Here is a 17,407-nt window from a genome sequence, read left to right as displayed (position 1 = left end):
ATCCACGACACCGGATTATGAACGTAAGCATACAGGTTCAGACCCCCTTCCAGCCCAATAGGATCAGGCGAGAGATACTGCCCAGTCTCCGGCGAATAATACCGGAACCGATTATAAAATAAACCACTTTCTTCATCTTCATATTGCCCACAAAACCGAAGATTGCAGCTGACGGTTTCCTCTTTCCGGGCTGAGACGGTCCAGAACTCCGGTTCACCCCAGGTGAACAGCCTGCCCGCCCACGCCACTTTTCCTTCTTCTGTGCATATTTCCCGCACCGTTCCCTGATGGTCACTGACCACATAATGCAGTTGCCCCTGTTCATAACGCGCCGAGGGGGTCAGTTTTCCCGGTTCATACAGCCAGTGAATACTCTGCTCATATCCCACCGTGCCGTCGGCATACACCGGCGTCTCTTCTATTAGCTGGTCACCACTCCACAGGTAATCGTAACCGATAATCGCCGTCGGTTTCAGTTCCAGGTCCGGCAGCCCGTCAAGCCACCGTTTCAGGTTAGTGGCCTCCAGCGTGCTGTCCACTTCCTTGCGTTTACTGATACGCCGGCCAAAGGCATCATAGCGATAACGCCAGCGGGTCCCTTCCGGGGTGATAAATTCCGTCAGCTGGTTATGCGCATCCCAGTGGTAACAGAACGTCCTTGACCGGTAACCGTATTTATGCACGGTTTTTTCCACCCGCCGACCATTTTCATCATAACTGAACGCATTATCTCCCCGACGGGCCATCTGCCCTGCCTGATATTCCTGGTATTCCTGACGGACCGGCTCCCCCAGCTCTTCCGGTATCCGCTGGTAGTGACCGATATTCTGGTTAGCGTCATAAATGAACTGCTCTTCCCGTGCCCGGTAAGTGCCGCTAAAGATGGCCGCCACCACCTGGTCGTTGGCGTTATACCCGTAACGGGTTTCCTGCCAGCGGCTGTCTTTTATACACTCAACAGTGTGCGCCTGTGTGTAGTACCAGTGACGGTTTACTTCACTGCCGAACGGCGGATGCTGCGGGTCGGCTTCCTGCAACGCCTGTCTGAACAGCGCGGAGCTGCGCCCGGCGGCCTGATGGGCCAGCAGCCCGGTTGGGGTGTGATATTGCGCCTGAATAAAACCGGCGTCACTGCTGCGCACGGTTTCCTGTCCCAGGCCGTCATAGTGAATATGCAGCGGTGCGTGACCAGCCAACCCAAAACGGGTGACCTGACCGAGTGGCCCATAGTCCCAGTGCAGGTCCGGCAGGGTGTCCGCCTGACGGCAAACCGGTAAGCCACTCAGGGTATCCCACTGGTGGCGCACGGTCCGGCCGTTAATCGTCTCGGCTGTCAGGTTGCCAGATCCATCGTATTCAAATGCCACCACCGCATCCGGGTTGGTGGCGCGGATAAGCTGGCCGGTGGCGTTATAGTCATATTCCGTGACCGAGACCCGTTGACACTGCGCATCGTCTTCCTGCCACACTTCTTGCCGGGTGAGGCGGTTTTCCGGGGTGTAGCACCAGCGTAATAATTGCCTGTTCGGGTAACGGGCAGTAATGCGGCGCCCGGCGTTATCGTACTGATACTGAATCGTGCGGCCGGTAAAATCGGTTTCGCTGATAATCCGCCCGGCCAGGTCACGGGTGTAACGGTAGGTCTCGCCGGTGGCGTTAGTCACCGCGGTCAGGCGGGTCAGTTTGTCGTAGGCAAAGGTGAGTGTGGTGCCATCCGGGCGGGTGACGCCGCTCAACAGGTCAAAGGCGTCATAGGTATACCGGGTGGTGCGCCCGGCACCATCGGTCACCGCTGACACGCGCCGTTCACGGTCATAGTCAATTGTCTGGTGAACCCCGTCGGGTAAGTGAATTTCACTGACACTGCCCATCGGGCTGGCATGAAAGGCACTGTGGTGATAGCGGGTCTGCTGATTCAGGGCATCGGTGACGCTCAGGAGGCGGCCCAGTCCGTCGGCAGCCAGTTGGGTGGCGTCACCGTTCGGGGCAATCACTTCACTTAATTGCTGCTGTTCATAGTGGTAATGCCAGCGGCGGCCATCCGGCAGGACATGGCGCAGGATTTCACCGTGCTCCCCGTACCGGGACTCTTCCCGCCGGCCCTGCGGGTCAGTGACCGCATCCAGATTACCCCGGTCGTTATAGTGAAATCGCCAGCGTTTTCCATCCGGTTGTGTGAGCCGGGTTAGCTGACCGTATTCATCGTAGTGGTAAACGGTGCTGTCTCCCGTCGGGGCCGTGAACAGCATCAGTTCCCCGTACGGGCTGTATTCACAGGTGGTGGTCCGGCCCAGCGGGTCGGTTTCCGCTATTTTGTGGCCAAAGTCCCATTGGGTCAGGGTTTCATGGCCGAGCGGGTTAACTTCCCGGGTCACCAGCCCGTCAGCGTTATATTCGTAGCGGGTACACCCGCCTTCGGCATCAAAATAGGTGGTCGCCCGGTGGGCATCATCATAGTCAAAACGGTCCTGCCAGTAGCCTTGCGGGGTGGTGAGCGCCGTTATCCGGCCCCGATGGTCATAATGCAGGGCCACATCGGTTTTATCGGTGTCATGCCAGCGGGTCATGTAGCCCGGCGGGCTGTATTCATGCCACAGGTGGTTAAACTGAAACGACTCACATTCCGCCAGGTAACCCTGACTATCGTAGCGACACGTCACCAGCCGCTGGCACTGCCCCTGATGCCGCCAGTCAATGGCGGTCAGTTGCTGATGTTCATAGTGCAGCACCAGTTCAGCGCTGTCGGCATGGACGATATCCGCCAGACGCCCGGTCTCATCGTAACGAAACACGGTCCGGTTGCCGTTGCGGTCTGCTATCGTGGACAGGCAGCGTTTATCGCCCTGTCTCTGAGCAAAACTCAGGATGTGCTGCGTGCGGCGGTTAAACAGGTGCAGTTCACCGCTCAGTTGCCCGTACAGCAGATAATGACCGGCATACAGGTTGACCGAGAAAACGTTTTCATCCGGGGTGTGGAAGGTGTAAATCACGCCTTCCGCGTCGGTGAAATGGGTTTCTTCACCGTCCCGTCTCAGGTGTTGTGACCAGTCGTCCGCCCATTTGGGGCCGAACAGACCGGAAAAGTGCGCGGTCGAGCGATACACCCGGTTCAGCGCCAGCGGCAACAGGCCCGGCAGGGCGAGCACCGGCCAGACCTGTAAGAAATCCCCGGTCGCCACATCCACCGGGTCACTGGCGCTGGGCGTCGTCTCGGTGGCCTTGCCGGTTTTTTTCACCGAGGGGGTGGGCTCTGCCCCCGATTTCACTTTCCCGGCGTGGCCTTTTCTGCCCAGCGGGAGCGGGAGCGCGCCGGCAATGGCAACCAGCCAGCGCAGGTCTTTGTTGCTTTCGGTCAGGATAGTCAGGGCATGACCGGTTTCGGGGGTCACGGCAATGGAAGCCGCCCCACTGTTGATATTGGCGTCACAGGTAGTGCGGTGGCCTAAGCGGGCAATCGGTTTGCCGTTGGCAAACACGGTTTTCGCCCCTTCAGCAATCACCAGCGGACCGGGGTGGTCGCTGCACACAATTTCATCCCCCTGACGGGCCACCGGCTGGCCGGCAAAGAAGACATTCGGTGAGCCCCCGGTAATCGTGCCCTTATTGGCACCGTATTGTCCGAGTGCCGCCCCCACGCCGCTCATCAGCCCGCCAACATAGCCCCCGACGAGTCCCGCGGCGGCACCGGCGGCTACTGCTAACGCCAGCCCCCCGGTCGCCACCGTTAACGCCCCGATGGCGACGGCGGCCAGTGCCCCCAGCAAAACCCCGCCCAGCGCGCCCCACAATGCGGCGCTTTTGTTCTGATGGGCGATTACATCCCCTTTCCGGGCGGGTGCATGGCCTTCGGTGGCAATGGTGTGATGGCCGAGTAAGGACATAATCCCGTGGGTCACCGTCGTGCCGACTTCATTGCCAATGTGAGCGCCCAGTTTTCCGGCCGCCACCCCGGCGGTCAGCGGGAGTAACGCGGGTGCCCCCCCGATAGCGACGGTGTAGATGCCCGCCACCGCCAGCGAATGGTATTGAAAATCCTCACCTTCCAGATAGTTGAGCACGGTATCGGCGGACGACGTGCTTTCGGTTTGTGGCGGGGTGTTGCCCTGCCTGTCGGCACCGGTGGGGTGGGCGCGTTGCGCGGCCCCGGCCCCCAGCCAGGCCATCATCAATAAACTCATGGTGACTCACTCCCGGCTGTTATTCACTGTCGTGGGGACGAGGTTGAAATGAGGTCATCATGGCCTTCATCTGTTCACGCTGGGCCGGCGTCATGGTCCCGGCGCAGGTGCCGGTCAGGATTAATATCTGTTCCGGCAGATGCAGCAGCAGCATCAGTTGATGCAGCGGGCCCTGGGGCGAAGTCCAGGTGAACTCTGAGGTGACGGTGGTGATGCCGTTCAGCTCGCCGGTTTCCTGAGCGATGGCCTGATAGTTTTTCAGTGTCTGGCCGAGTGAGTGGATTTCCCGTTCAGCAAACTGGGTAAAATCGAGTCCCCAGGGCAGGGTATCGCGGGACAGGGTGAAGCTGCTGCCGTGGTGATCCCCGTCGCTGCTGAGGACTAACAGGCTGACATCCTGCCAGTCGTGGGGCACCTTCACTGTGCCGGCATTGAAGTGAAACGGGATGAAGCGGGTTTCCTGGGTCATGGTGGGGTCCTGATCATCTTAAGGTGTTGAGGGGCCGGGTTACTTGTTCATATTGATGTTGCTGCCCAGCACAATGACGCCGCTGGCATTGATTTCAATACTGTTGGCCTCGCCGCCGAAGAAGAGTTTGATGCTCTCCTGGGTCATCACGATTTTTCCCGCGCCGACCGTCAGCGTGATATTGTCACCGGCTTCATAGAGTTGAGTGCCGTCGCCGGCTTTACCGGCTTTGGCCCTGACCTGGACCTGATTGGCTTCGGTGCTGCGCAGCTGGCAGATGGTTTCCTTGAGGTTACCTTGTTTAATGACGGTGTTTTCATCACCGGCCGTCACGGTAATCTCACGGTCGGCGGCTTCCACGGTGAGTGTCTGGCGATGTTTCACCCGGGTATGCATATCCCGTTGAGCGTGCAGCGACAGGGCTTCGCTGCCTTTGGCATCCTCAAAGCGCAGTTCGTTGTAACCTTCGCCCTTGTGCGTTTTTGAGCGCAGGGCCATCTGGGTTTTGCTGCCCGGTAAGGTTCCCGGCGGGATGTTATTGGCATGATAGGTGCGCCCGGTGACAATCGGCTGGTCCGGGTCGCCGTTGAGAAAGTCCACCACCACCTCCTGACCGACACGCGGGATCGCCAGCATGCCCCAGCCCTGACCGGCCCACGGTTGTGTTACCCGTATCCAGCACGAGCTGTTGTCATCACTCTGACCGTAACGGTCCCACAGAAATTGCAGCCGGATACGACCGTATTTATCACAGAAGATCTCTTCCCCGGCCGGGCCAACCACTTTGGCTATCTGTGGGCCATCTATAACCGGTTTGGATTGTGGCATTGGACGCCAGTTTTGGTGATATGGGATAAAAGTGAACTGGTTGCTCATGATGGTGCCGGTATCCCCGGTGGCCTGATCCAGCGCTTGTGGCTGGTGGCCGGTATGAGAGACACGGATCAACTGCCAGAGTTGGTTGAGGTCATCACGGGGATGGTTGACCAGGGTGAACAGCACGCCCGGCTGCATAGCGGCGTCGTTACTTTCACCATAGCCGGTCAGGGCATTATTGCGCAGGGCTTCCAGCCGATAGCGGGTAAAATCGGCACCGTGCTGTTCGTCTTTAAAGCGACCGGGGAAGTCAAAGTGTTCATAGCCGGTGTGCTGGAGGTTTTTTTCCCGCATATGATGCCGAAACTCAGCAGCCCAGACCGGATTTTTGAAGGTGTAATCTTTCAACTCCACGGTGGCCGGGCGCACCTGAGCCTGCCGGGTCAGGGTGGTGACGCATAATTGCTGGGCCTGAGTTGCCTCATCGGGGTGGTAAGGCAATAGCGGGCCTTCGCCGAGGGCACCCGCAACGTCGGCAAACACCAGGGTGTTTTTATTCTCGTTGAACTCAAAGAAGTAAAAAATGCCCTCTTCGGCGGTCAGCCGTTGCAGAAAATCAAAATCGGTTTCCCGGTACTGAACGCAGAATTCCCGTTCCGGGTGTGAGTAACGCAGGCGGAATATCACATCCCGTACGCCGCTCTCTTTGAGCAGGGTGGTGAGAATGGTTTTGATATCCTGCCGCTGAAAAATCCGTGAATTCTGGCGCAGGGTGGTGCGCCACATATCGGGATAGAGAGTCATCTCGTAGCGGGTTTGATGTTTCCCGGTATTGCCCTGAACAAAGCTGGCGACCATGCCGGTGACGGTACGCTCGATTTTGCCTGCACGCAGGATGGACAAGGTAGCGCTGCTATCGAGGACCGCGGCGAAATCAATGGCCGGGTCGGCACTGGCTAAACTGACCGCCAGCTTAAAGGGGGTGGAGAAAGCTTCATTCAGTGAAAAGCCGGCGACGACAAAGGTTTCAGGCGGTAATCCACCGGCAGTGAGGGTAAATTGTAAGCCGCTGGCACTTTGCGTTTTTAGCCGGTCGGCAAGGTGTTTGGCACCAGATGGCCTGGGTTGATTTTTCTGCAATGACATCACGCCCCCTTATTTTTCATGAGGATATTCAACGCACAGACCCTCGGTCCGGCGGTTTTTTGCGTGTAGTCATAATCATCAAGGGGTTAAAGAGACCCCCTTGGGGAAAAACATTAAGCCAATGAGGCTGCTAGCAGTCTGTTGCTGATAGTCTTGTTGATAACCTGCATTGAACAGGTAACCTGGGCTGCTATGCCATCGGTTACCAAAGAGAGAGTCACGACAAATAATGCGTAGTTTTATCTGTTTAATATCTCATCGGTAAAATATAACAAAAAATTGACTGTGTCTTGTTTGTTCGATTGATTAATATCCGATCAATCTTAAAAACGTGACATATATCACGAAATTTTTTGTATCGTGTTTATGTTTAATGATTTTAGGTTGCCATCGTCAGTATCTTGAAAAGGCGATCGCCGGTTTAACTCAGTTAACACCGTAAAATAAAAATACAATATTATATCAGTACCCAATAATGGCGAAGAGTCGGATAAGTGCAGCATGTTACCCGACCGCACTTAATCCGACTGTATTCTTTGTTTAAAGATAAATAAATTTTCATCCTTGCAAAATACCACCGCACTTTATTCAATATATGCAGAAAACCTGCCTATCAAAATCATGCCTGATGTACAAAGAGAACTTTCATTCGTGAAAAATTCTGCTCGTACCTCAGACATTGAATTCCCTTCTCATTAACTCTGTTATGAAAAGTTCAAGTAAATTTTTACGATAATAATTTACTTAAAATATCTGCTTGGCCATATTTCAGATGGCTCACAATTTAAAATGGTCGCAATAATCCGCTCTCCCTTGGGCCATGGACGGTGTAAAACATTTGATAAAGTAGATGACGCAAGCCCTGCTTCTCTTGAAACTGCCGCCAACGATGTTCCTCGTTTTTTCAGCGCCGCAATAATATCTGCTTTATGCCAATCGTGTCTTTCGATCATTCCTGCTTCCTTCCTCAGTTTGGTTATGCAAGGTACTATGCTCATATCCGCTTCCTATTTATCAGACCAATGTTTTTATGTTGTTACAGCTTTTCCCCTGGGCCCGCACTGGTGCGGAATACTAAAAAAATAGCTGTGCTAAGACATCAAACCCCGCAAAGCACAGCAAATTCTCCGATATAGAAAGAGAGATGATTGTTGTTTGAAATATTACATCCAGGTACAGAAGTTTAATTATTCTTACACGAATTGGTATCGTAATAAATACTTCAATGAACCGCTTAAAGTGATCATTTAATTGCATAACATGACGCATACTGAGTTATCACAACCAATTGGTGTACATATTGCAATTCTTATATTAGCCTCACCATTAAGTATTTACTACTTATTTCAATAAAAATAATTGCTGCAAAACATGCTTTTAAATAAACAGTAAAAACAGATAGTGTTTAAAACCCTAAATATACACTTAATACAAGAGGCGTAATTTGCTTATCCTGCTCTTCGGGTTACATTAGAAATGTGTTCAAAAACTATCGTCTTCCTCAGAACACGGTTAATAATTGCTCTTTATTACAAATAAGAGTAAATGAAACAGCTTAGTAAAATGGCTATCAAGCATTAGGACAAATAATTATTTATCCATTAACAACTGAAGAGGCTACAGATGACTTCGGACACAATCTGCACTTATCTACCGTTGATAACACACGCTTTATCGCTAAAAGACGCCAGATATCAGGCGCAACAGCGAGTACAACCACAGCCTCGTGCTATTTCTTCAACAAGCCATAAAACAATTTTCGTATAAAATAATAAATATAGTTATATTTTTATTGATTTAAAATCACATTGTTAAATAGTAAAAAATCAATTAATAAATATACGATTTTTGACGAGAAAGTTATTATCTTCTATTATATAACGGCCCACTTGAAGCGTAATCGGCAAACAAAAGTTTCAAATAATAACTTAAATAAAGATTTAGGAGCTGTTATGTCAAACATCAGAAAAAACCCCAGTAATATCACACCACAATTAACTCAAATGTGGGACAGAAGTAATGAGCCTTGGGCAGCTAAAGATCTGCAATCAAGATTTATTTATGCTAATTCTGCTTTCTATCAACTACTTAACCTTCCTGAAGATTTCGATATTATAGGGCTTTCTGCCGATGAATTACCCTTACCTATCGCCAAATGTGCAGAAGAATTCTACCGTCAGGATCAAAAAGCGATTCAAACTATGCAACGGGTCACTTCACTGGAAACCCATCTGCTTGGAGAACATAAAGTTAAACAAACCTATCTTTGTGACAAATATCCCCTTTGTGATGAAAAGGGTGATTGCATGGGGATTATTTTACATATGTACAAAACCCAAGATTTTTCTGTTTCTTCCTATTATGAAAAAACATCGCCGTCAACCCTGCAATTTATACCACCTAATAACATACTGACGCAGACTGAGTGGGAGATTATTTTTCTGACTCTGCGTTCACAAGATGAAGAAAGCATCAGTAAAGAATTAATGATCAGTACAGAAGATGTTATTAATCATATTCAGTCTATTTATCAGAAATTCAATTTACCACTCCATATGGAATTAGAAGATTTCTGCAAGAAAAATAACTATCACCTTTATGTTCCTGAAAGATTTTTCACTGTTGGTAGCCGGGAATTATCAATTTAAACCACTAGCCATTAACTGTGCAATAGGACTTAATTATGAGCAAAACTGAGAAGCTAATTATTTCACCTCAAGTTATTAATACAATGCAGCAAAGTAATGAACCTTGGGGGATCAAAGATCAGAATTCATGCTTTATTTATGGCAACCAAGCATTAAAGTCTCTCAAGAATTTCCAAAAATCATTTGATTTTGAGGGGCTTTATGACGATGAGCTTCCTTGGAATGGAGCTGAATTTGCACAAGAATTCGCTATTCACGATAAAAATGTAATGGAAAAAGAAAAAAGAATATGCTCACTTGAAACGCATATGTATGGGAAAGATAAATTTCTATCATCTTATCTCCAGGAAAAATTTCCATTATATAATGATGAAGGCGAATGTGTCGGGATCCTTTTACATTGCTGGAAAGCCCAAGATTTCTCATTAACCCGTTTATACCATGGTAAACTTCCGGCATCTATTCTGTTCCAACCACCGACTGACTTATTTACTCAACGGGAATGGGATATTATTTTCCTCTCCTTGCAAAAGTATACCAGTAAACAAATGGGCAAGATGTTAGATATCTCCTATCGCACAGTTGAAACCCATATGGCACGGATATATAAAAAGATTAGCGTTAATTCCTGTTATCAATTGGAGGAATATTGTCGCCTCAATGATTATGATCTCTATGTGCCAGAAAGATTTGTACATCCAGAAAGCAGCATGTTTCTTTAAATTCAAACTATCATGGAGTTTTTATGAAGAGCTATGAAATATCACCTCAGATTATCAACACAATGGAAATAAGCAATGAACCGAGGGAAGTGAAAGATAGTTCTTCATTCTTTATTTATTTACAGCAATTCTGCGAAAAAAATTCATTCATAATGTATTACCAATAGGGAATTATAAATTTAAACGATTGCCCATTAACTATACAATAGGATTTAATTATGAGTAAAACTAATAAGCTAATTATTTCACCTCAAGTCATTAATACAATGCAGCAAAGTAATGAGCCCTGGGGGATCAAAGATCAGAACTCATGCTGGATTTTTGGTAATTCAAGGTTGAAAATTATTCAAAATTTTTCAAATTCATTTGATTATGAAGGATTATATGATGACGAACTCCCCTGGGATGGAGCTGAATTTAAACAAGAATACGTTATTCACGATAAAAATGTAATGGAAAAAGAAAAAAGAATATGTGCACTTGAAACGCATATATATGGGAAAGATAAATTTCTGTCATCATATTTTTTCGAAAAATATCCACTATATAACGATGAAAAAGAATGTATAGGAGTACTTTTTCATGGATGGGAAGCTCAAGATTTCTCATTAACCCGTCTATATCATGGTAAACTTCCTGCATCTATTATGTTCCAACCACCCACTGACTTATTTACTCAACGGGAATGGGATATTATTTTCCTCTCCTTGCATAAGTATACCAGTAAACAAATGGGCAAGATGCTAGATATCTCCTATCGCACAGTTGAAACCCATATAGCTCGGATATATAAAAAAATTGGCGTTAATTCCTGTTATCAATTGGAAGAATATTGTCGCCTCAATGATTATGATCTCTATGTGCCAGAAAGATTTGTGCACCCAGAAAGTAGCATGTTTCTTTAAATTTCAAACTATCACGGAGTTTTTATGAAGAGCTATGAAATATCACCTCAGATTATCAACACAATGGAAATAAACAATGAGCCATGGGGAGTAAAAGATAGTTCTTCATGCTTTATTCATGGTAATACAGCATTTAAACGCCTGCAAAATCTTTCAGATTCATTTGATTATGAAGGGCTTTATGACAATGAAATCCCTTGGAATGGAGCTGAATTTTCAAAAGAATTCATAAATCATGATAAAACTGTAATGGCAAAAGAAGAAAGAATATGTTCCCTTGAAACACATATATATGGGAAAAATAAAATTCCATCATCCTATTTTCAAGAAAAATTCCCATTATATAATGATGAAAGAGAATGTGTCGGGATCCTTTTCCATGGATGGAAAGCTAAAGAGTATTCATTGACCCAGTTACATCAATATCATAAAAATTTACCCTCATCCATTATACTCCAACCACCAACGGATCTTTTTACTCAACGTGAATGGGATATCATTTTTTTCTTTTTACAAAAATACACCAGAAAACAGATTGGACAGAGATTGAATATTGCTCATCATACTGTTAAAACATATATATCCCGGATATATAGCAAGATAGGTATTAATTCCAGTCAACAATTAGAAGAATACTGTCTGGCGAATAATTTTCATCATTATGTACCAGAGAGATTTTTATTGTCTTAGAAATCGTATTATCAAATGACTCTTGACAATGAAACTTAGAGTCTATCCTAATAGACGTCATTGTTGCAGGCCGTTCTTATAATGAAGAGTAAACACGGGCAGCACACAGGAACATACATGTAGCATATGAGGGGTGATTCGCTTCACTCACCCTTCTATCCACATTAAAAATGTATTTAAAAATTACCACTTTTCTCAAAACACTGCCCAGATTTGCTCTTTATTACAGATAAGAGTAAATAAAATAGTTTAGCAAAACAGCTATTAAGCATTAGGGAAAATAATTATTCATCAATTGACAATAACGAGGATGCTGATAATTCTAGGTATAATCTACACTTATTTATCGTTGATAACATATACTTTCTCACTAAAATATGTCCAATATCAGGTGTAGAAGAGAGCACAGCAACAGCCTCGGGCTATTTACTCAATAAAAACTCAAAACAATTTCCGTATAAATAATATTTATAGTTATATTCATTTAAATTTAAAATTACATTATTAAATAGTAAAAAATCAATTAATAAACATACGTTTTTTGACGAGAAAGTTATTTTCTTCTATTATAGATAGGTTCACTTGAAGCGTAATCGACAAACAAAAATTTTAGATAATAATTTAAATAAAGATTTATGAGTAACTATGTCAAATATAAGAAAAAATCCCAGCAATATCACACCACAATTAACTCAAACGTGGGAGAGAAATGATAAACCTTGGGGAACCAAAGATCTACAATCAAGATTTATTTATGCCAATCCTGCTTTTTATCAACTATTCAACCTTCCTGAAGATTTCGATATGATATTATAGGACTTAATCATGAGCAAAACCAATAAGCTAATTGTCTCACCTCAAATCATTAACACAACACAGCAAAGTAATGAGCCCTGGGGGATAAAAGATCAAAATTCATGCTGGGCTTATGGCAACCTGGCATTTAAGTATCTTCAAAATCTTCCAGACTCATTTGATTACGAAGGATGTTTTGACGCTGAAATCCCCTGGAATGGCGCTGAGTTTGCCAAGGAATTCATGGATCATGATAAAAATGTAATAACAAGAGGACAAAGAGTATGTTCACTTGAAACACATCAGTATAGAAAAGATACATTTCTGTCATCTTATTTTTGCGAAAAATATCCACTATATAATGATGAAAACGAAAGTATCGGGATCCTTTTCCATGCATGGGAAGCCAAAGAGTATTCATTAACCCAATTACATCAATATCATAAAAAACTACCCTCATCCATTATACTCCAACCACCAACAGATCTTTTTACTCAAAGCGAGTGGGATATTATTTTCTTCTTTTTACAAAAATACACCAGAAAACAGATTGGACAAAGATTGAATATTGCTCATCGTACTGTTAAAACATATATATCCCGGATATATAGCAAGATAGGTATTAATTCCAGCAAACAATTAGAAGAATACTGTCTGGCTAATAACTTTCATCATTATGTACCAGAAAAATTTTTATTAACTTAAAAATCGGATTGTCAAACTATTAACATGATTTTTAATTACCGATAATAACTGCGGCAGCCTTAATTGATTAATAAGGCTACCGCTGAAACAATATATCGACTCCATTTTGATAAAAGGGATCGAACGGCATATTAGGGTGTATCAGGTAAAAACTGCCAGCGCCAAACATGCAACCTAAACTTACTGCCACAATCCAGACAACTAATCTTGGGATTATTCGGGGTGGTGACTACTCCCACGATATCCAAATTTAAAGACTGGCAATGAATGCAGCAAACCCCCTGCTTTCCAGGCTTAAATCCTAACATATACCGGGGATACGGTGTAATAAGCTGATTGCCCAGCTCATCAAACAGCGGCTGTAGCCGTTTACGATAGTAGTTAAATACCTCCAATTTTCGCAGTTTACCTATTGCCAAAGCTTGCGTAGGTCGCCACTGTGTCCACAACATGACCAACACGGAATACAGGCGATAGTAATATTTCTCCTGCAACCGATAAAATATCGAGCCGGCACTGGCAGAAAACGTCTTATCACAGGCCCGGCAATAATATTCATCATGGTGATGCTCCCTAACGTAGGTTGTCAAACGCCGATTCCCACACCAGGGACACTCATATACCCCGCCCAAGAGCGGATTCTGTTCATCCAGACGATCAGCCAGCACCCGCAGTACCGGCTCTCTTTGCCAGACAGACCTTAAATGCTGGTATTGCGCTTGCGTGGTATGCGCAAATAACCGCTGGAACCAATCCGGCACCGGTACCCTATCATCCGGCCTTTTCTCTGCAAATGGATCAATACCCTTGGGAATTTCCGGATAGAGCACAAATTGATGCTGGCACGCTTCACAGTGAATCATTGGGTTGCCCGCAGGCATCTCCTCAGCGTAGCTTAATCGTGATGACCGGCATGCCGGGCAATCTACTCCTTGCTGGCCCGGCATGAAACCCAGCAAATAACGGGGATACAGTGTCACCGGACGTTTACCAATCAGCATCAGAACCGACTTCAACCGCTGGCAGTAGCCCCTCCAGGATTTCCTATAATAACAACCACTTATCCAAATCGCCTCTTCAATATGCCAACAGCCCCAGAGCGTTACCAAAACCGCGTATAAACGGGCATGCTGACTATGATCAAGTTGATGAAATGGTGTGCCGGAATAGTAAGAGTGGTGAGACTGACAGAAACGACAATAGTGATCCGGATGTGTAGACTCCATCAGTCTCATGAACCTGACTTCATGATTTCCACTGGGAGTGCAACGCATTTCCTTCGGTGGATGATATTTATCAAGTTCAGCCGCCAGTTCACGCAGCACAGGTTCACGCTGCCAGATTTGGCATACAATGGCATACTCCTCTGCCCCCAAATGAGAGAAAGCTTGCGGATACCAGGCAGGCAACTGCAAAGCGTTAGTCACAATATTGTTCATAATAAAAATAAATTCCTTATAGCTCATTGAATTAACGAAAATACTTTTTCGCACTAATTAGCTCCACCATCTTAAAAATAATGATAGATATAATGATATTCTGTATTTAATTACATTTATCGCTATCCGCAAGCACCCGGTCTTTTACGAAAGGTTTTCGTTATTGCATCCCAAAACGTGATCAGTTCATCTTCGGTATATGGCGGCGAAGGTAACTGGTAATTCATTAACATAATACCAACACAAACTTTTTCCTCATCCACCACCATATCATTTATAATAAAATCAAATCGATACCGAGGATTACTATCAAAAGGTTGCAGACCTAAGGCTAATAACTCTTCCCCATGAATGCCGTTTATTTCTCTTTCCCCGTTTCTTATTACCCTGCCACAATTAATGAACCAATCCCTTTCAACTTCACCAATACGTTCAAGCAGAGTATCTTCTTTAAGGTCATTAATTATTTCAATACCGAATGTGAAATGATCATTCTCATCTCCCTGATAGGCAAAAGTCATATTCACTTTCTCATCATCATTATCATGACTGGCAATAAAACCATCAGGGATACAGATCCCTGCCATTGTCGGAATTTCTCTATCCTTTCTGCCACTGATTCTGGAAAGAAGCCTTTGCATTTTGTCCAAGGTTTGAGAAAGCATTTTATATTGGCTTTCGTCCATTCCAGATTTTATATAAATATTTCTTGAATAACTGTATTTGTCATCTGAAATTTCTGTAAATTTCATCTTTATAACAAAAGCCACACCATTATCATATAAATGGGCTTCTAATATTCGGGTGAAGCCGGGTTCACTGACATTGTTATTTCTGTCAAAAATAACACCGTATAAGTTCCCCTGGAGATGATGAACCTTTTTTAAAAAGGGCAGATCTTTCGGATCGGCAGTTCTGGTCACCCTTAATTTCTGCTCCCTTATTTGTATCCACTGTTCAAATGTGGATAAATGCAAACGCTTGGTTTCTATTCTTACATCACCAATAAATATCCCAGTATTGATGATGTTTTCAAATGATAAGGGAATATCAATCAGATAACGCCCAACGCAACGGGTCTGCATATTTGCTAATATTGCAGTTTTCATTTTATTTTCCTTTTTGGTTAAGATTGAATTAATAAAATTTAGAGGTACGCTACCGCCCATAACCGTATACCGAGGCCCATAAGGTAATGATATATAATGTTTTTATGATTTTCATAGCGGAACTCAACGCGTTTCAGATGGTTGTGTTTCTCTTTAGCAAGGGCTTTGATGTCATGCATCAGCGGTGCCACTTTTACCACCTTCACGTTGTCCAGCTTATCGCTTGCACTTTGCCGCTCTCATCCAGTCAGCCCAACCCCACACTGAAAACAGGTGGTCTGTTTCGCTATGGTCCATGTCACCCATAACAGACGATCAATTTTCACGTTGTTACCCCTTGGCTTTTGGTATCTGAGAAACCTGGAATAAATATAACCGGCATCATCGCTGTCGCGGAACGCTTGTCACTCGATGTATTCAGCGCGATCAAAGTAGCTACCGATGTTTTTAATCGCAGCTACTTCTTCCATGGTTTTTTTATCGATATTAATACGCGCTTTGGGAATTTCGTTTTGAAAACTCTGTGCCACAAGCAACTCCTTAAACAATACAGATAGAATGAATGGCATGATGGTTATGCCATAACGCAATTCAGAAACAAAAAACCGGATTCAGATATTTCAGAGCAGGCAGTTAACCGGGCAGCAAATAAGAGAAAACCGACAATGCCCGTGCCAATAAATAAATGAATTTACCAGACAGGCCATTTCCTAGGAAAGGTGATTTTCTAAACAGTTTTATATAAAATCAAGACATTTTTTATCCTATAGCACTTTTTGCACAAAGATAATCAGTCATAAAAACCAACATATCATATAAAAAACACACAATATATAAACATAAACCAAACGATATGTCATTTTTTTCAAAAAAATATTGCTTTTATTTTTATAAAGTGATAGAAATTTATCTATTTTATTATTTTTCAATTAGTTATGAATATTTCATACCGTTAAAGTCATTTTTATATTCACAGCATAATAGGTTAAGTACTTAGTAGAAGAAGTAGAAAAAAAGAAATGCGTTTAATGCGAATGAGAATAAATTCTGTAATGCAGGATAAGACGTGATAGAAATAGTCAGAAGCAATGGATTAATAAGGATATTATTCATGATATTTTACAGAATATCGACCATGTTGAGGCTCAGATAAAAAGATATATTTATCTTTACAGCCCCCTAAATGGTGATAATAATTATAAAAATATAAGAATTCCATAAAATAGAGATAACTTGCTTTTCAATAAAGAGAGCAACACCCGCCACGCTTGTTATCGGTTTAACAATTAACGCAAATTGGCAGGTTCTTTACCTTCATTTTACTTGGGAAGAAATATCCGGCCATTATTAATACATTTAATTTAATAATAATAGCCGCCAATCGCCGTCGATAATCGCTTGCTATTCCTGCAATATCACTGATATCACACCGCCTTCGCTTCACAATTCATTGCCAACGCCATCGTTCCGTCCCCCATTTAACATCTCCAGCTTTATCACCACTTTCTAGCATTTAATATATCTCATTCCCCATTGTCAGGATTAAATAACCCAACATTGATCACATTTCACACCATCAATTCAGACAGATAATTAATCACGCATTAGAATAGTTCAATTATGACACTATTAAATTATCAATATTTCCTATGGAAAGATTACCGTTTTATCAACGAAGCCCAATTAACTTAAGAAAAGAGAGAGTACGATGGATAAGTGCAGCAACCCGTTGGTCAGGGCCACGAGTTATCTTTTAATTTACCTGACTGCAATCCAGCCGCTGCA

Annotated in this window: 12 protein-coding genes and 2 pseudogenes; 6 read left to right on the top strand and 8 right to left on the bottom strand. The window is 44.6% G+C overall.

The genetic code is table 11. The features are described from left to right. From ACGF63_RS21405 to ACGF63_RS21390, 4 genes are all read right to left on the bottom strand, one after another. Positions 1-4,178, bottom strand: a 4,178-nt coding sequence (locus ACGF63_RS21405) for an RHS repeat-associated core domain-containing protein (protein WP_387633068.1), incomplete at its 3' end; no start/stop codon positions are given. 19 nt (positions 4,179-4,197) lie between these two features. Beyond that, positions 4,198-4,647, bottom strand: a complete 450-nt coding sequence (locus ACGF63_RS21400; RefSeq protein ID WP_070974836.1) for a DcrB-related protein — start codon at positions 4,645-4,647, stop codon at positions 4,198-4,200. Between the two features lie 39 nt (positions 4,648-4,686). Then, on the bottom strand, positions 4,687-6,609 hold the full coding sequence (locus ACGF63_RS21395) for a type VI secretion system tip protein VgrG (protein ID WP_051477138.1): 1,923 nt from the start codon (positions 6,607-6,609) through the stop codon (positions 4,687-4,689). Positions 6,610-7,349: 740 nt separating this feature from the next. Next, the gene (locus ACGF63_RS21390) at positions 7,350-7,562 is read right to left on the bottom strand and encodes a helix-turn-helix transcriptional regulator (RefSeq protein WP_021326462.1); all 213 of its coding nucleotides are present in this window, start codon (positions 7,560-7,562) and stop codon (positions 7,350-7,352) included. 999 nt (positions 7,563-8,561) lie between these two features. Here ACGF63_RS21390 and ACGF63_RS21385 point away from each other — a divergent pair. The 6 genes from ACGF63_RS21385 (at position 8,562) to ACGF63_RS21360 (ending at position 13,074) form a co-directional block, all read left to right on the top strand. Then, positions 8,562-9,257, top strand: a complete 696-nt coding sequence (locus tag ACGF63_RS21385) for a PAS domain-containing protein (protein WP_387633069.1) — start codon at positions 8,562-8,564, stop codon at positions 9,255-9,257. Between the two features lie 35 nt (positions 9,258-9,292). Beyond that, positions 9,293-9,979, top strand: coding sequence for a helix-turn-helix transcriptional regulator (locus ACGF63_RS21380; protein WP_387633066.1), 687 nt, complete (start codon positions 9,293-9,295; stop codon positions 9,977-9,979). Between the two features lie 218 nt (positions 9,980-10,197). Further along, positions 10,198-10,884, top strand: coding sequence for a LuxR C-terminal-related transcriptional regulator (locus ACGF63_RS21375; protein WP_387633065.1), 687 nt, complete (start codon positions 10,198-10,200; stop codon positions 10,882-10,884). A gap of 24 nt (positions 10,885-10,908) precedes the next feature. Continuing rightward, positions 10,909-11,574: a LuxR C-terminal-related transcriptional regulator gene (locus ACGF63_RS21370; RefSeq protein WP_387633063.1), complete on the top strand. Its 666-nt coding sequence runs from the start codon at positions 10,909-10,911 to the stop codon at positions 11,572-11,574. A gap of 645 nt (positions 11,575-12,219) precedes the next feature. Continuing rightward, on the top strand, positions 12,220-12,390 hold the full coding sequence (locus ACGF63_RS21365) for a hypothetical protein (protein ID WP_387633061.1): 171 nt from the start codon (positions 12,220-12,222) through the stop codon (positions 12,388-12,390). Positions 12,391-12,399: 9 nt separating this feature from the next. Further along, entirely contained in the window at positions 12,400-13,074 is a 675-nt protein-coding gene (locus ACGF63_RS21360; protein ID WP_387633059.1) for a helix-turn-helix transcriptional regulator, read from the top strand. Positions 13,075-13,205: 131 nt separating this feature from the next. On the opposite strand, the gene ACGF63_RS21355 is transcribed toward ACGF63_RS21360, so the two are convergent. From ACGF63_RS21355 to ACGF63_RS21340, 4 genes and pseudogenes are all read right to left on the bottom strand, one after another. After that, entirely contained in the window at positions 13,206-14,513 is a 1,308-nt protein-coding gene (locus ACGF63_RS21355) for a hypothetical protein (RefSeq protein WP_152961586.1), read from the bottom strand. A gap of 122 nt (positions 14,514-14,635) precedes the next feature. Further along, on the bottom strand, positions 14,636-15,622 hold the full coding sequence (locus ACGF63_RS21350) for a T6SS immunity protein Tli4 family protein (protein ID WP_152961585.1): 987 nt from the start codon (positions 15,620-15,622) through the stop codon (positions 14,636-14,638). 110 nt (positions 15,623-15,732) lie between these two features. Further along, a pseudogene (locus tag ACGF63_RS21345) lies at positions 15,733-15,840 on the bottom strand (type VI secretion system tube protein Hcp); the annotation flags it as partial. 189 nt (positions 15,841-16,029) lie between these two features. Beyond that, positions 16,030-16,101 (bottom strand): annotated as a pseudogene (locus ACGF63_RS21340) (hypothetical protein); the annotation flags it as partial. Between the last annotated feature and the right edge of the window lie 1,306 nt (positions 16,102-17,407).

Origin of the sequence: Photorhabdus sp. RM322S, assembly GCF_042879395.1 — a bacterium.
Classification (GTDB): domain Bacteria; phylum Pseudomonadota; class Gammaproteobacteria; order Enterobacterales; family Enterobacteriaceae; genus Photorhabdus; species Photorhabdus khanii.
The sequence above is the reverse complement of the archived record's forward strand: the minus strand, read 5'-3'. Positions and strand labels throughout refer to the sequence as shown.

Bases quoted from the DNA above. Each gene is read 5' to 3' on its own strand.
- ACGF63_RS21390 (WP_021326462.1), bottom strand. From the start codon at position 7,562: ATGATCGAAAGACACGATTGGCATAAAGCAGATATTATTGCGGCGCTG.
- ACGF63_RS21385 (WP_387633069.1), top strand. From the start codon at position 8,562: ATGTCAAACATCAGAAAAAACCCCAGTAATATCACACCACAATTAACT.
- ACGF63_RS21365 (WP_387633061.1), top strand. From the start codon at position 12,220: ATGTCAAATATAAGAAAAAATCCCAGCAATATCACACCACAATTAACT.
- ACGF63_RS21380 (WP_387633066.1), top strand. From the start codon at position 9,293: ATGAGCAAAACTGAGAAGCTAATTATTTCACCTCAAGTTATTAATACA.
- ACGF63_RS21370 (WP_387633063.1), top strand. From the start codon at position 10,909: ATGAAGAGCTATGAAATATCACCTCAGATTATCAACACAATGGAAATA.
- ACGF63_RS21400 (WP_070974836.1), bottom strand. From the start codon at position 4,647: ATGACCCAGGAAACCCGCTTCATCCCGTTTCACTTCAATGCCGGCACA.
- ACGF63_RS21350 (WP_152961585.1), bottom strand. From the start codon at position 15,622: ATGAAAACTGCAATATTAGCAAATATGCAGACCCGTTGCGTTGGGCGT.
- ACGF63_RS21360 (WP_387633059.1), top strand. From the start codon at position 12,400: ATGAGCAAAACCAATAAGCTAATTGTCTCACCTCAAATCATTAACACA.
- ACGF63_RS21375 (WP_387633065.1), top strand. From the start codon at position 10,198: ATGAGTAAAACTAATAAGCTAATTATTTCACCTCAAGTCATTAATACA.
- ACGF63_RS21355 (WP_152961586.1), bottom strand. From the start codon at position 14,513: ATGAACAATATTGTGACTAACGCTTTGCAGTTGCCTGCCTGGTATCCG.
- ACGF63_RS21395 (WP_051477138.1), bottom strand. From the start codon at position 6,609: ATGTCATTGCAGAAAAATCAACCCAGGCCATCTGGTGCCAAACACCTT.